This is a genomic window from Petrotoga sp. Shatin.DS.tank11.9.2.9.3 (assembly GCF_003665005.1).
GTDB classification, from domain to species: domain Bacteria; phylum Thermotogota; class Thermotogae; order Petrotogales; family Petrotogaceae; genus Petrotoga; species Petrotoga mobilis.
Window position 1 is genome coordinate 259008 of the sequence record NZ_JGVT01000001.1, and the last position, 14902, is coordinate 273909.

At 33.2% G+C, this 14902-nt stretch carries 13 protein-coding genes; 1 reads left to right on the top strand and 12 read right to left on the bottom strand.

Features of this window, described 5'->3' with window-relative positions:
- Nucleotides 1-47: 47 nt before the first annotated feature.
- The 4 genes from BZ25_RS01145 to BZ25_RS01160 all read right to left on the bottom strand — a co-directional run bounded on the left by BZ25_RS01145 (nucleotide 48) and on the right by BZ25_RS01160 (nucleotide 3599).
- A complete protein-coding gene (locus tag BZ25_RS01145) occupies nucleotides 48-302 on the bottom strand; it encodes a type II toxin-antitoxin system Phd/YefM family antitoxin (RefSeq protein ID WP_012209557.1) in 255 nt (84 codons plus the stop codon).
- A 116-nt stretch (nucleotides 303-418) separates the two neighbouring features.
- Nucleotides 419-1765, bottom strand: coding sequence for a radical SAM protein (locus tag BZ25_RS01150; protein ID WP_121567180.1), 1347 nt, complete (start codon nucleotides 1763-1765; stop codon nucleotides 419-421).
- A gap of 14 nt (nucleotides 1766-1779) precedes the next feature.
- A complete protein-coding gene (locus BZ25_RS01155) occupies nucleotides 1780-2547 on the bottom strand; it encodes a type III pantothenate kinase (protein WP_121567181.1) in 768 nt (255 codons plus the stop codon).
- Between the two features lie 17 nt (nucleotides 2548-2564).
- Nucleotides 2565-3599 carry an L-threonylcarbamoyladenylate synthase gene (locus BZ25_RS01160; RefSeq protein WP_121515441.1) on the bottom strand — a complete coding sequence of 345 codons (1035 nt, stop codon included), beginning with the start codon at nucleotides 3597-3599 and terminating at the stop codon, nucleotides 2565-2567.
- 246 nt (nucleotides 3600-3845) lie between these two features.
- Here BZ25_RS01160 and BZ25_RS01165 point away from each other — a divergent pair, with 246 nt between their 5' ends.
- Nucleotides 3846-4196: a hypothetical protein gene (locus BZ25_RS01165; RefSeq protein WP_121515442.1), complete on the top strand. Its 351-nt coding sequence runs from the start codon at nucleotides 3846-3848 to the stop codon at nucleotides 4194-4196.
- Between the two features lie 7 nt (nucleotides 4197-4203).
- Here the strand turns inward: BZ25_RS01165 and purD are convergent, their stop codons facing one another.
- The 8 genes from purD to purQ all read right to left on the bottom strand — a co-directional run bounded on the left by purD (nucleotide 4204) and on the right by purQ (nucleotide 14900).
- Nucleotides 4204-5466: a phosphoribosylamine--glycine ligase gene (gene purD / locus BZ25_RS01170; protein ID WP_121567182.1), complete on the bottom strand. Its 1263-nt coding sequence runs from the start codon at nucleotides 5464-5466 to the stop codon at nucleotides 4204-4206.
- 66 nt (nucleotides 5467-5532) lie between these two features.
- Nucleotides 5533-7176, bottom strand: coding sequence for a sensor domain-containing diguanylate cyclase (locus tag BZ25_RS01175; protein ID WP_121567183.1), 1644 nt, complete (start codon nucleotides 7174-7176; stop codon nucleotides 5533-5535).
- Nucleotides 7177-7239: 63 nt separating this feature from the next.
- Nucleotides 7240-8766 carry a bifunctional phosphoribosylaminoimidazolecarboxamide formyltransferase/IMP cyclohydrolase gene (gene purH / locus BZ25_RS01180; RefSeq protein ID WP_121567184.1) on the bottom strand — a complete coding sequence of 509 codons (1527 nt, stop codon included), beginning with the start codon at nucleotides 8764-8766 and terminating at the stop codon, nucleotides 7240-7242.
- 67 nt (nucleotides 8767-8833) lie between these two features.
- Entirely contained in the window at nucleotides 8834-9412 is a 579-nt protein-coding gene (purN, locus tag BZ25_RS01185) for a phosphoribosylglycinamide formyltransferase (protein WP_121567185.1), read from the bottom strand.
- Between the two features lie 25 nt (nucleotides 9413-9437).
- A complete protein-coding gene (gene purM, locus BZ25_RS01190) occupies nucleotides 9438-10409 on the bottom strand; it encodes a phosphoribosylformylglycinamidine cyclo-ligase (RefSeq protein WP_121567186.1) in 972 nt (323 codons plus the stop codon).
- A 286-nt stretch (nucleotides 10410-10695) separates the two neighbouring features.
- Entirely contained in the window at nucleotides 10696-12060 is a 1365-nt protein-coding gene (gene purF / locus BZ25_RS01195) for an amidophosphoribosyltransferase (protein WP_121567187.1), read from the bottom strand.
- Between the two features lie 4 nt (nucleotides 12061-12064).
- Nucleotides 12065-14248 carry a phosphoribosylformylglycinamidine synthase subunit PurL gene (gene purL, locus BZ25_RS01200; RefSeq protein ID WP_121567188.1) on the bottom strand — a complete coding sequence of 728 codons (2184 nt, stop codon included), beginning with the start codon at nucleotides 14246-14248 and terminating at the stop codon, nucleotides 12065-12067.
- Nucleotides 14226-14900, bottom strand: a complete 675-nt coding sequence (gene purQ / locus BZ25_RS01205; RefSeq protein ID WP_121515484.1) for a phosphoribosylformylglycinamidine synthase subunit PurQ — start codon at nucleotides 14898-14900, stop codon at nucleotides 14226-14228. The genes purL and purQ overlap by 23 nt, the downstream gene beginning before the upstream one ends.
- Between the last annotated feature and the right edge of the window lie 2 nt (nucleotides 14901-14902).

Genomic DNA, 14902 nt, shown 5'->3' on the forward strand with positions numbered 1-14902 from the left:
AAGAGTCTATGCCATACCTGCAGAGTCAACCAAAAAGAATGATGAACTCAGTAATCAAAATCTTTAAAAAAGTCCTTAATCCGATGATATTCCTCTACGTTTTCTATCTCAAAAAGAGAAATATCTCTCACTTCATCGACGAATTCCATGAGCTTAACAAATTTATCATAATCTAATAAAACAACCTTTGGTACACCATTCTTGGTAATAACAATGTCTTTGTTTTCAACTTCATCAACAACTTGAGATAATTTTGCTTTCGCTTCGGCTAAGCTATAAAAAGTAAAGTCTTTTAAATACATATCTCACACCCCTTGACTATAATTATAGTCAATTTATTCTAATTTGTCAACCCAAGGAATTTAAAGATTTTTGGGCATAATCAATTCTAATTCATTCTAATGCCAAATAATCTCATCTAATTGGTATATTTGGCTTTGGTATATCTTTTTACTTCTTCGATATCACCAATAGAGAGGCCAAAACTCGACCAATAAGGGATAATTGTGTTGTTTAGAAGCAAAGGATCTATATTTGAAGATATAGCATTTTTTTTAACAAGTTCTTCGTATTCAACCGTGCCAGGAATTGGAGTAAATTCGTTTAAATTCACCTTTATTCCGAGCGAATGGCAGAAATCAACAGCTTGTATTACATCATTCTTATTCTGAGATGGTAGATTTACCAAGACGTAAGCATAAACATCGTTCATATCAAAACCAGCGTTTTTCAGACATGTAACCGCTTTTACAAGATCGTTATTAGTTACCTTAAACCCTGTCCCTTTTTGAATATTAAAATCATAGCTTTCGTATCCCAGCTTTATCGTCTTAAAATTTGCTTTTTTCAATAACAAAGCTATTTCATCATCAACACGCCGAGCATGTATACCATTGGGCAAATGATATCGAACGTCAAATTTAGAAAGGTACTTCAGCAATTCTTTAATATCTTTTCTTAATAAAAACGCATCGTCAAAAAAAACGATATCCTTTACATAAGGTCTTTTTTTAAGAATACACTCTATATTATTTATTATTTTGTCTATACTTCTATATTGAAATTTCCACATCTTAGGAGTTACACAATACGTACAGTGAAAGGGACAACCTACTGAAGAAACCAAAACAACGTAAGTAAGATAGGAATCATAAAAATCGTAGGTAAGATCGATTTCTTCAAACCAGTTGAAGTTATCTAATTTTGTGGTATCTTCGTTTAGTGCTTCCAAAACTGTCTTTAAAGGAGACATGCCTGTTCCTGGAGAAATATTGACTCCAAATTTGGAAAAATTATCTTCTGCATGCTTTGTATACAACGTGGAATAAATTCCACCTAAAAAGATAGGAGTTGAATGGAAGATATTTCTCAAAATTTCGATAGTTTTTTCTCCACCGTAGTACCAGTATGTTAAAGTGATTCCCACCAAAATTGCATCAACTTTGTTCTGTTTTTTTATTGCTTCTAATTTACTTTCAAACAATTTTAAAGGTAATCCGTACCTTTTAAATTTTCTTGGAATATTCTTTAATATATCCGGCTTTTCAACTCCTTCGTTATAAAACTTACCAGTTCCGTACTTTTTATCTTTTGGAGGATATTTTGAAATTAAATCATCATCATGCCTGTTTAGCAGATCGATAAAAGTTACGCTGTGACCTAAATAAGTTAGTACCTCACTTATGTATAACAACCCTAAGGGCTTAAGCCAAAAATCATATGCTGCAAAATCGTAGATCCAAGGATTAACAACCAAGAAGTTCAAATCGTTGCCTCCTATCACAATTTTTTTATTTCTTTTGAATAATATAATATTCCCTTTAGTGTTAAATAAGGGTCGTAATGCTTGAAAAAAGATGTTTTACTCGAAAGGAAACTCATATCTCCACCAGTTGCTATAACGACAAAATCTTTGTTCCTTTCTCTTTTTATTTCGTCTATCAGTCTCTCTATTCCGTATAACGTTGTTTTTATTACCCCTATTTGAATATTGTCGATAGTATTTTTCCCCAAATGGTATTCAGGAATCTTTATCTCTACCTTCGGAAGTTGGGCGGTTCTAGAAAACAATGCACCTATAGCGGTCTTAAATCCAGGAATTATCGCACCACCAACAAAATTCCCTCCTTCTAAGACATCTACGGTTATAGCAGTTCCAAAATCTATAGCAATTACGTTGTCACCATATTCTTGTTTACATGCAATAACGTTACATATTCTATCCGCTCCAACTTCTTTGGGATAATCTACTAAATATGCTATATTATTAATTTTGTTCTTCGTACCAACAAAAATAATTTCAACATTAAAATATTTTTTTAGCATCTGTTCTAAAATAAAGTTTACATTGGGAACCACAGAAGAAATGCCTGCCAAGGTTATCTTGTTTAAATCAACATTTACTCGATTTAATAAATTTGAAATAATAACAAATAAACCATCCTCCGACTCAAAGCTACTTGGTCCAATTCTCCAAGTCAAAAACTTACCATCTTCGTGTATCCCAACCATCGTATAAGAGTTACCCACATCAAATAAAAGTTCCAATTTTACCCCTTCCCTTCTTATAATATGTGGTAGGCTGCCTTCCTTAGACGATTCATAACTGCTATACCTATACCTTTATCTTCTATACCTTCGATAATCATGGCATCAACTTTTTCATCGTATTTTCTTAACATTTCAAAAAGTTTAACCGCAAATTCATAGTAATTTGATTCACTACCTATAGTGTCAAAATTAATATTATGATATTTATAATATCCAACATGTTCTTTCAGGCAGAGAACTAAAGGATTGTTATAACTTTTCACTTCCTCTAAAACCTTTTTTACCATAGTATTTGCATCATCATGTTCAACCAAAATAACAGGGGTGTTAGGAGCGTAATGCCTGTATTTCATACCCGGAGATTTTATATAGTCCGGTTCTATTTTTCCATATACAAAATCAGGAATAATAATATCTCCAAAAATCTCTTTTAATTTCTCAGGTGGAATGGGACCTGGCCGTAATATTATAGGTATCTTTCCTTGAGTTAAATCAATTATCGTCGATTCTACTCCAAACTCTACTTTACCTCCAATAATTATATAGTCAACTTTCCCAAGCATATCCTTTAAAACATGTTCCGACATTGTTGGACTAGGCTTACCTGAAATATTAGCACTTGGTGCGGCAATTGGTACTTCAGCGTACTCTATCAATTTTAAAGCTACAGGATGGGCTGGCATTCTAATAGCCAAGGTGTCTTTTCCAGCTGTCACAATATCTGGAACAACCTCCCGTTTCTTTAATACAAAAGTAATCGGACCTGGTAATAACCTTTCTATTTTTTCTAAAAGAGCATAAGAGATATAAGTATACTCTAAAAAAGATCTAACGTTTGATACATGGAGTATCAAAGGATTGTCGTAAGGTCTACCTTTAGCTTCAAAAATCTTTCTCACGGCATTTTCTGAAAGACCATTTGCCCCCAAACCGTAAACCGTTTCAGTAGGAAAAACGACTGTTTTATCTTCTTTGATTGCTTGAGCTGCTTCTTTAATTTTTTCCTCTTCGATATTTAATGGATCCACTTCGATAACTTTGGTTTCCATAATGAATTCTCCTTTTCCATTTGGCAAATAAAAATACCTTCAACTTATATTATACAAGAAAACATCAAAAAAGTGAAATAATCGATCATAATGACCTCTAATCTCTGTTAAATGTCTCTAAATACAAATATTCGACTTTTTTTTGTAGTAAAGCTAAATGTGGTATAATTCAAAAAGTACACGTTGGATGGAGAACGGAGGCTAAGTGCCGTTAAAAGCATAAGAAAGAGAAAAGGTGGGTTTTAAATGAATACTCAAAAGACCGTAATAGAAGAATTAATAAGTAAAATAAACAAAAAGGAAAATACGCTAGATGATTCGCTAGAGAACGATAATTTTGAAATTTTTTCTAAAACGCTAGAAGAAAGATTGGAACTACTGAAACAATTGGAACCATTTAAAAACGAACTCGCGGTAAAAAACGTCCTTGAAAATATCTTAAAAAAAGATTCTGAGCGTTCAAAAAGTATAGAGGAGAAGATGAAAAAAATCAAAGGCGATCAATTCAACGTTCAGGTGAGTAAAAAAGCTATGAAAAAAGGATATCTCAAGATCGAGGAGTCCTTAAGCCGTCACAAAATTAACAGAAGCGGTTAAACACTCACTAGAGATCCTTTCTATAATACTTTGACTTAAAATGAATTTTTTCTGCTTCTTCGTAAACAATATTTCGTGCCTCTTCTAATGTATTTGCTTTATTTACTATCGATAATACCCTACCGCCGTTGGTAAGTAAATCTTCACCATCTTTTTTAACACCAGAATATAAGACTTTCGAAGTTATTTCAGGTTTAATTGTGATTCTTTCACCTTTTGCATAGGAAAAAGGGTAACCTTCGCTACTAAGCACAAGACAAAAAGAAAAGCCATCATAAAACTCAATATTGGTAGTGTTAACTCTCTCTTCTTCTATGTCGTTTATGATATCACTAAAATCAGATTTTAATAAGTAAAGCATCGATTGGGCTTCTGGGTCTCCTAAACGCACATTGTATTCCAATGCATATGGTTCATCTTTGACCCCGTTCAGGGTGTTTTCTTTTTTTATTATTAAACCTAAGTACAAGAATCCCTTATATAATAAACCCTCTTCTTCTAAACCTTTGATAGTTGGGTTTATGATTTTTTGAAATATTATCTTTGTTAATTTTTCATCAACATCAGGATGAGGTGTAATCGCTCCCATACCTCCAGTATTTGGGCCCTGATCATTTTCCAACAACTTCTTATGATCTTTCGAGACGTTAAAAAATTTGTAGTTTTGACCATCCATCAGCAAAAAAACAGAGGCTTCAAAGCCTTTTAAATATTCCTCAACAACAATTTTTCTACCAGATTCACCGAATTTTTCTTCTTTCATAAGTTCATTAAGAGCTTGGGTAGAATCTTTATAAGAATTACATATAAAAACACCCTTACCTGCCGCTAAACCATCGGCTTTTATCACCAATGGATAGGACGCTTTTCTAGAATAATCAAGGGCATCTTTTAGCTCAACAAATGTATTAAAAGATGCTGTTTGAACGTTATGCCTTTTCATGAAACTCTTTGCAAATATTTTACTACTTTCTAATTGAGCGGCTTTTTGGTCGGGACCGATTATTTTTAAATTTGACTCCTCAAACTTATCGACTATTCCATTAGCCAAATACTCTTCCGAACCAACTATCGTTATATCTATATTGTTATTTTTAACAAAATTCAAAATTTCTTTGATAGATTCTATTTTTAAACATTCACATTTATTTTCAATTGATATACCATCATTACCAGGGGCCACAAACACTTTTTCTATATCTTTACTTTGAGATAACTTCCAAGCGATTGCGTGTTCTCTACCACCTTTGCCTACTACTAATACTTTCATTATTTTTTTCCTCCTGTTGCAAAAAAATAACCACCCTCGTCTTATGTCTACCAAAAGTAAGATCTACTAAACCATCAAATTACCTTTACCTTGATTTTTTGATAGATACATTTTTCTGTCTGCAATTTCAACGATCTCTTTATAATTATTAATTACTTCATCACAAGTACTTAATCCAGCACTAAAACTGATCCTTGGTTGAAAAACTTTTAGCGCATCATAGAGCCTTTCTATAATCTTTATACCAATCTCTGTTGAAATACCAGTAAATAAAATTACAAATTCATCTCCACCATATCTATAAACCCTGTCTTTATTTCTAACAGTATTCAATATTAATTGAGAAAATTTAACAAGAACATCATCACCAAACTTATGGCCATATTTATCGTTTATGTCCTTGAAATCATCCAAATCTATAAATACAGCACAAATTTTCTCTTCATTTTTTTCAAAATCTTCCAAATCAGAAAATAATTTAGAATGGTTAAAAAGTCCCGTTAAACTATCTCTCTCGGCTTGGTCTCTAATCTCCATGAATTTTTGTGAATGCTCCAACGCCAGTGAGACTAACTGAGCGAAAACCGATAAAATGTTCAACTCCTCTTTAGACGGCCTTAAATTATTTTCTGGAGAATCCAAAGATATATACCCTATAATGTTGTTTCTTTCATCTCTCAAAGCTAATAGCAATAAATCATCAGGATCCCATAAATTCTGATTATCTTCTAAATAATCTATGCTCACTTCATCCCTAGGTTGATAAGTATAAGTTTCGCTTATTTTATCAGCGTGAGGAATAAAGTAGGTATCTTTATAATTATATTTTTCATCCATAAATTTAAGAACTTCAGATATAGGAACCTCTTGACCTTTAATTTTTTCAAACATTTCTTCTTTTAGACCTCGATGTGCTATTCTTTCAACTTTATTATTCTGATAATTAAACAAACTGATAAGAACATATGCATAACCCATATTTTTCTGCATTATTTCTGCTATTTGATCAAGAATTTTCTCGGAAGATACCTTCAAGGAAAGTTGCCTGATGACATTACTTAAATTAACAATCACATCGTTTAATCTTCGTATTCTTTGGGTTCTCAAAATCTCATAGCTTTTTTCGTTTCTAACTTTAATATTCAGATAAAAAAGCAATAGTATTAACAAACTCAAAGAAATTATCAGATACTTATAAGGAGAAAACTCAAACTGTAAATACAAATAAGAAAAAGGTAAAAGACTCAAAAAATAAAGATATTCATAAAAAAACACAGAAATGTTGAAATTTTTTCTATCTTCAACTATAATGCTGTTAATAATTTTTGAAATAGTCAAAAATAAAAATATAGAAAGAAGCGGATTAAATCTATAAGAAATCAAAGCGGCTAATGAATAGCTTGCGGAGAACACGAGTGTCCTGTATAACTTCCTACTTATTTCTCGATGTTTGGTCTTACTGAAAAGAATGACTAAAGAGGAAATTAAAATATATTGAGGCCCCAATATAAAAGCATATACAAAACCAACGGTGTTAGAAACTAACCTATTATGGTAATTCCAATAAATTCTTATATTATCAGAAATGGCGGTTAATGCTATTACCATCAAAGCATCTATAAGAGCAATATTTTCAAAATCCGCTCTTAAAAAATAAAAAGATAACATTGTAATTCCTAGTAAAATAAGAGATTTTATTTTTACATTCATTTTAATCACCCATTAATAGTATACCAAAAAATGGGTGCTTTGTATACTAAAAATTTAAACAAATTATATATGTTTGAAATGTCTCATTCCCGTAAATACCATGGCTATTCCATATTTGTTACACGCCTGAATAGACTCATCATCTCTGATTGATCCTCCAGGTTGGATTATCGCTTTTATTCCATATTCTGCAGCCTTTTCTACCACATCGCTAAAAGGGAAAAAGGCATCTGAAGCTAAAACGTCCCCTCCTTTATCCTTACTTCTTTCTAGAGCTTGCGTAGCAGCCCAAATCCTGTTGGGTTGGCCAGCCCCTATGCCTGTGGTAGCCTTGTTTTTTGAAACCACTATTGCATTTGATTTTACGTGTTTTACCGCCTTCCATGCAAACAAAAGTTCTTCTTTGATTTCTTCTGATACTTTAGTTTCTGTTACAACCTCAAATTCGTTTATAACCCGTTTATCAACTTCTTGAACGAGAATCCCTCCATCAACTGATACATACTCATACGTATCAATAGGCTTAGAATTCATCTTCAAAATTCTTAAATTCTTTTTCTCTTTTAAAATATCTAAAGCCTCTTCATCGTACTCTGGAGCCATTATTATCTCAAGAAATATTTTCTTTAGCTCAAGTGCTGTTTCAACATCAATTTTCCTGTTAAAAGCAACTATTCCACCAAATATTGAAACAGGGTCGCATGAATAAGCCTTCTGGTATGCTTCTATAACACTATCTCCCAAAGCAATACCACAAGGAGAACTGTGTTTTAAACAACAACATGCTGTATCTTCAAATTCATTCACCGCTTTCCATGCGGAATCGGCGTCTCTTAAATTGTTAAAGGATAACTCTTTCCCGTTTAATTGTTCAAATGAAGTCATAGCCCCAGAAGTTAAAGTATTTTTATAAAAAATGGCATTTTGATGAGGATTTTCACCATACCTCATTTCATAACTTTTTTCAAATGGAACCGTTAAAAATTCTTGAAAATCATCCTTATTTGTTAATTGAGCATTTAGGTAATTACTTATACAACTATCATAAAAGGCGGTCAAATTAAAGGCTTTTGAAGCTAAGTACAATCTATAATTCTCATCTAACTCTTCTGGTGTCTTTAATTTAGTGGATATTTGTTCCAAATCAGATTCATCTACTACAACAATTACATCTTTGTAATTTTTCGCCGCAGATCTTATCATTGTTGGTCCGCCTATATCTATAAATTCAATCAACTCATTCATGTCAACATCGCGTTTGTTAGCTACTTCTACAAATGGATAAAGATTAACATAAACGAGATCTATTGGCTCTATTTTTAAATTTTCAAGAGTTTCCATATCTTGCTTATTCTCTTTTCTTGCAAGAATACCTCCATGTATAAAAGGATTCAAAGTTTTAACTCTTCCATTTAATATCTCAGGAAAATTGGTGATTTCTTCAACGGGGGTAACTTCGATGCCGTTCTCTTGAAGTTTCTTAGCGGTTCCACCCGTTGAAATAATTTCAATTCCAAGTTCTTGAAGAGTTTGCGCGAAATCGACTACTTTTTCTTTTTTGTAAGTACTTAACAATGCTCTTTTTATCACTCTAATGCCTCCCATGTCATTTTTATAAATTATCCTTTATAAACTTTATTCATCGCCCCATCAATCTTTAGCTATCTTCATCGGAATTGCTCAAGAGATTCTCAATTACTTGAGGATAATATTGATGTTCTAACTTATGAATTTCTTCCTCTAACTTTTCAAGGTCCCAATTTTTGTCTACTTTTAACTTTTTTTGTAATATGATTCTCCCACCATCAACTTCCTCTTCAACGTAATGAATCGTTATTCCTGTGTATTCTTCTTTATTATTATACGCCCTTTCTATTGAACGTAAACCAGGGTATTTCGGCAAAAGAGAAGGATGAATGTTTATTATTTTATCGGCATAATATCTAACTATATAGCCTGGTAATATTCTCATATATCCTGCTAGTACCATTAGATCAAAATCTAGAGCTTTCAAACGATCAAAAAGATAATCATTGAACTCTTTTTTTGATTTGAAAGTGCTATAATCTATTATTTCGTAATCTATTCCCAATATTTTTGCTCTTTCTACTACCTGAGCTTCCTTGTTATCCGTTATCAATTTAATTATACTAATTTTTTCAGATTTCGAAAAATATTTACATATAGCTTCAAAATTTGTCCCTTTACCTGAGGCTAAAATTACTATCTTTTTCACAGTATATCGCTCCTAATAAATATGTTCAAAAACTGATTTTAACTTTTTGGTTTGAATCCTTTGTTGACCTCACTTCTCCAATAATAAAAAAGTCTTCCATTAAAACAGATTCGAATATTTTTTTAACTTCGGAAAGTTTATTTTCAGGAACAACATATATCATACCGATACCCATGTTGAAGGTTTTGAACATTTCTTCATCAGAGACACCTGACTGTTTAATACTTTCAAAGACAGAAGGAATCTCCCAATTAACCTTTATATCTGCACAACAACCATCAGGTATTATTCTAGGCAAGTTATCGATTATTCCCCCACCCGTTATATGAGCAGCACCTTTTATATAATTAATCAACGTTAAAGTTTGTTTAACATATATTCTTGTAGGGTTTAAAAGTTCTTCTGTGAAGGTAATTTTTCTTTCATCCAGTAATTTTCTAACCAAAGAATAGCCATTTGAATGTATCCCAGAAGAAGAAAGACCGATAAGCTTATCACCTGGCTCTACCTTTGAATAGTCAAATATATTATCTTTTTCAACTATTCCAACGGCGAAACCAGCGATATCTTCACTCTTGTTTTTAAAAACACCAGGTAGTTCGGCTGTTTCTCCACCTAAAAGAACACACTCATATTCATCTAAAATATTTTTTAAATGCCGAATGAAAGTGACAAAATTATTCTTATTTAAGTGTGATGTAGAGAAATAATCTAAAAAAAATAAAGGCTTTGCACCCATGCAAACCAAATCGTTTAAATTCATAGCCACCAAATCTTGTGCAGCTATATCCCATCTTCCATACTTTTTTAACAATTGAAGCTTTGTACCTATTCCATCGGAAGTAGCTACTAAAAAAGGATTTTTATAATTAGATAGCTCATCTTTCAAAGGAAATATCCCTGCGTATGCACCTATATTGGAGCCAATAAAAGATCTGATTTCTTTAATTGATTCGTTAGCTTTGTCTATATCTACACCTGAGTTTTTATAAAACATGGATTACCTCCCAAATTTTGGTTATAGTGTCTTCTATGATATTTGCTCCCCTTCGCCCCGCATCCCACCCTTGGCCATTAAGGGGTTCCCCCCTTAAGATCCCCAAGATCCTCAAAATCAAAGTTCGTTTTAAGAAACTTTTTTGCACAAATCAGCAAAAGGGATCCGCCCTGTGACCCTTTTTAAAAGCAGATTTTTTTATTAATTGTTTGCATGGTTTTCATGTAAGCCTTGTTTAGTCTTTGTTAGCCCCCCTTCGCCCAGCTACCCAATAATTTAAAAAATTTTAATCTTTTATAAAACAGTGAAAGCAGTAATTTTTTCCCTTTTCACCTAAAGAAGTAAGTAAATTCGATAAAGTTATAAAATTAAGAGAATCTGCATTAAGAATTTTTCTAATTTCTTCGATCGTTTTAGTTGCGCAAATTAATTCTTCTTTCGTAGGAATATCAACCCCCCAATGACATGTATTAACAACCATTGGAGAGGCTATTCTTATATGAACTTGTTTGGCTCCATTCTCCCTTAGCATCTTCACTATATGTTTCATCGTTGTTCCTCTTACGATGGAATCATCAATTAAAATAACTCTTTTGTTGTCTATAACTTCTTTAATCGGTAAAAGTTTACGTCTGACTCCCAACTTTCTTTCTTGCAAATCTGGATCGATAAAAGTTCTTCCAACATACTTGTTTCTCATTAGCCCCATTTCTAACGGAATACCAGATGCTTTTGAATATCCTAAGGCAGCAGAAAAGCCGCTATCCATTACTGGAACAACTATATCAGCTTTGATAGGATTCTCTTTAGCACACAGCTCTCCCAACTTTTCACGCATTAAGTGTACATTATCACCAAATATATTTGAATCGGGTCTTGCGAAGTAAACATGTTCAAAAAAGCAAAACTTATTAGGACTATTCGAAGATATTACATGACTTTTAATCTTTCCATCCTTTATTTCAATTAATTCACCGGGCTTTATTTCTCTAATTTTAGCATTTCTAAGAGGAAAAAATTTGAAAGCACTATCTTCCGAAGCTATATAAATTCCATTTTCAGTTTCACAAATACTTAACGGTCTGTATCCGAAAGGATCTCTAAAAGCAATGACTTTATCTGTAAAAAGAAAAAGTAGTGAGTAAGAAGGAGATATATTTTCAGCAATTAACTTACCTATTTCTTCACTTTTCCAACTTGAAGGAGAGCCTTTTAGCTTCTTAACTAAAAGATGGGGGAAAAGTTCCGTATCTGTAGTTGTCATAAATATGGAGCCTTGCTCTTCGTATTTCTCTTTCATTTCAGGACCATTTTCAATTTGACCGTTGTGAGCTATGGAAAAAAATTCATTTTTATACTTTATAGTAAGCGGTTGAGCATTTGTGAAATTAGAGACCCCTTTCGTTGAATATCTTACGTGCCCGATCCCAAAATAACCGTTAATTTTTTTTGATACACCGCCCCCGAAAACTCTATTGACTAGGCCTTTGCCCTTATAAGTTGTAATTTTGGTACCATCTGACACCGAGATCCCGGCTGATTCTTGGCCTCTATGTTGAAGTGCCAAAAGGCCTTCCACAATTCTGCCACTTACGTTGTACTTTTCAGCCTTTGAATATGCGGCAAATAAACCACAATTCTCCATCAACATTCTATTATTCCTCCACACTTTTCGAGATACTATCAAAATAGATACTTTTCAATTCTTTTAAATCAAAATATGCACTGCCGATATCGATACCGTCATCACTGGATTTTATCTCTCCCAATTTTTTAACGTTGATATTAGTTGATTTTGCCATATCCTCAAATGTACGGGAATCTTTACTCCTAACAGACACGATGAACCTGCCCTGATTCTCTCCAAAAAGTTCTTCTATGGAAGCATCTAAAATACCTTTAAAACCACGATTACTCAATATACAGGACACCGCCAAAGCAGTGAGCAAACCGCCTTTTGAAACATCATGCACACTTTTTAAAATACCTTTATCTATTAGATCTAATATAAAGTTTTGCAAATATCTTTCATACATTGGATTTACAAAGTCTATCTCTCCACCTACAAACCCTTCAAGAACTTTTAAATAAAGACTACCACCTATCTTATCAACATTGATATCTGTTTTTCCAATTAAATATACTACATCACCACAATCTTTGAACTTTAGGTTAACTATTTTTTTTATATCTTTAATCTCTCCAATCATACCAATAACTGGGGTAGGAAAAATCGATGTTTCATGATACGAATTGTAAAAGCTGACGTTCCCGCTAACCACTGGGGTAGAAAGTTCTTTTGAAGCTTCAATCAAACCCTCGATACTTTTCTCAAATTGCCACGATACCTCAGGATCATCAGGATCACCAAAATTAAGATTGTCCGTGATAGCTAAAGGCTTTGCACCAACAGAGATTAGATTTCTCGCAGCTTCGTATACAACGTTCTTTGTACCCTCAAATGGATCTAAATAGGTGTAAAGTTCGTTGCTATCAATTGTAACAGCAATAGCCTTTTGAGTGTTTTTTAACCAAAGTACAGCACTATCGGCTTGTTCTGGTATAAATATTGTATTGGTTCCAACTTTATAATCGTACTGCTGATAAATCCATTTTTTACTGGATATATTGTGGTTAGATAGCAATATTTTTAATATTTTATCTACATCATTTATCTTTGTTTTTGGGTATTTTTTTGCTTTGTTCAATATGTAAATAGAAGGAATAGTGTTGTTCCTATAATATTCAGGGGCGTTAACTAAGATCTCTATTGGAAGATCAGCAAGAACCTTGCCTTCGCTATTTTCTTTCACAACGTAATGAAGGGAAGAAATTGTTTTTCCTATAATTGCAAAATCGATTAAGTATTTATTACATACGGCCTCTACTTTTTTTTCTGTGCCAGGATTAACCAAAAAAAGCATCCTCTCTTGAGACTCAGAAAGCATTATTTCCCAAGGTTCTATATCTTCTTGCCTTTTGGGTATATTATCTAAATAAAGTTCACAACCAACTCCACCCTTATAAGCCATTTCAGAAGTAGAGCTAAGAATGCCGGCAGCTCCCATATCTTGACAAGCCCTTACTCCTTTTATTTTCAATATCTCAAGTGTTGCTTCGATTAGATTCTTTTCGGTGAAAGGATCTCCAACTTGGACGGAAGGCCTGTCATCTTTTCCACTCAATTTTTTTGATGCAAAAGAGGCACCATGGATTCCATCACGTCCGGTTTTAGATCCTACATATACAAGAAGTTTGTCAGGACCATCAGCATGGGAAGATGCCAAATGATTTTTGTTAGCAATACCGACGCACATTACATTTACCAAAGGGTTTGTTGAATATATTTCATTGTATGAAGTCTCTCCACCAACCGTTGGGACACCGATGGAATTGCCGTAATCACTTATACCAGAAACAACACCTTCAAAAATGTTCTTCACCCTTGGATCGCAAATATTACCAAATTTTAACGAATCTAAAAGTGCTATGGGTCTTGCTCCCATAGCTAATATATCTCTAACTATCCCACCGATACCAGTGGCTGCGCCTTGATAAGGTTCTACAGCAGAAGGATGGTTGTGACTTTCAACCTTAAAAACAACAGCTTTTCCCCCAATCTGAACGTATCCTGCATTTTCGCTTTCATAAGATTCATTAATTTTTTTTAAATAATGTTTAGAATGCTTGTAACCACAATGTTCAGACCATTGAGCAGAAAAAAGATAGGTTTCAAATTCGTTGGGTATTCTCCCCAACTTTTCTTTGATAAGATCAAATTCTTCTTTTAAAATACCTAATTCCAACGCTATCTCTTTAATTGTTAATTGATTCTGCACTAGACAAATACCTCCTGATAGATTGAAAAATGTAATTACCATCCTCATTACCTAATACACTATGACAAGCTCTTTCTGGGTGAGGCATTAAGCCAAAGACATTGTATTCTTCATTTATTATGCCTGCTACATCGTCAAATGAACCGTTGGGATTCTTTTTATACTTTAATACAATATTTTTAGGATCAAGCTTATTATCGTTGATATATCGGCCTTCCTTGTGGGCAATAGGTAAAGTTAAAATCTTTTTTTGAACATCATTGATAAACGGTGTATCATAATTTACAACTTCAACTTCAACATCTTTACATATGAATCTATGAGAGGTGTTAACGGTTAATGCCCCGGGTAATATCCCTGCTTCTGTTAGTATCTGAAAACCATTACAAACCCCTAAAACCAATCCTCTTTTGTTCAATATATACTTCTCTACAGAGCTCATTACGGGAGAAAATCTTGCCAACGCCCCAACCCTTAAATAGTCTCCATAGGAAAACCCTCCTGGAATAAAAACCAAATCGAAATCCAGTAATTGATTGAAATCATGCCATATATATTTTGTATCAAAACCGTTAATCGTTAAAGCGAAATTTGCATCCCTATCGCAGTTTGAACCTGGAAAAACTATAATTCCAGCCGTTAACGAATTCACAT